Source organism: Magnetospirillum fulvum MGU-K5, assembly GCF_000442515.1.
GTDB lineage: Bacteria > Pseudomonadota > Alphaproteobacteria > Rhodospirillales > Magnetospirillaceae > Phaeospirillum > Phaeospirillum fulvum_B.
Genome location: NZ_AQPH01000167.1, coordinates 1 through 633 on the forward strand (window position 1 = coordinate 1; position 633 = coordinate 633).

General features: G+C 61.1%; 1 protein-coding gene. It reads right to left on the reverse strand.

Annotation, left to right across the window (positions count from 1 at the left end):
* A partial coding sequence (locus tag K678_RS17415) for a nucleotide-binding protein (protein WP_021133806.1) occupies positions 1-633 on the reverse strand: 633 nt, incomplete at both ends.

A 633-nucleotide genomic window follows, 5' to 3' on the forward strand; every position in this document is an offset into this window, starting at 1 on the left:
TCGATTTCGGCGAAGGTGAGATGCCGCTTCAGCATCTGCTCCATGTCGCGGCCGAACGTCTCCGGCTTGACCGCCGGGATCGTCACCAGGGCATGGACTCGGTTCTGGTGGGTCTTGTAGGCGTTGCTCTCTTCGAAGCTTTTGCCGTTACGAACCGGGCGGCCGAAATACTCGTTGATCCACACCACAACCGGCACATCGGGGATGTTGCGGCACAGGCTGATAAAGCCCTCGGTGGTGTCGGGCAGCGCTTGGCCGCCGGTGATCACGGTGTGGAAGCGGACCCCATGCCCGGCCTCGGCCAGGAGAGGGATCACCTCATTTTGCAGCAAATAGGAGCACAGCGGGACAAACGTACTCGCGCCGTTATCGATCACCATCACCGGGGCGGACTCATCGCCATCGCCCTCGGCCATGATCCGCTCGACCAACTGGTCGAAGGCACGGGGGTTGATGTCGTCCCCCTCCATGATCGACAGCGCTTCAGCCTTGAACGCCTTGTAGCCGGAAAAGGTGGCGTTAACCGGGTCGGTATCGACGCAGATCGGGCTAAGGCCGTGGGTCGTGTAATACTGAGCCAGCAGCGAGGCGATCAGCGACTTGCCGACCCCTCCCTTGCCTTGAAGGATGAAA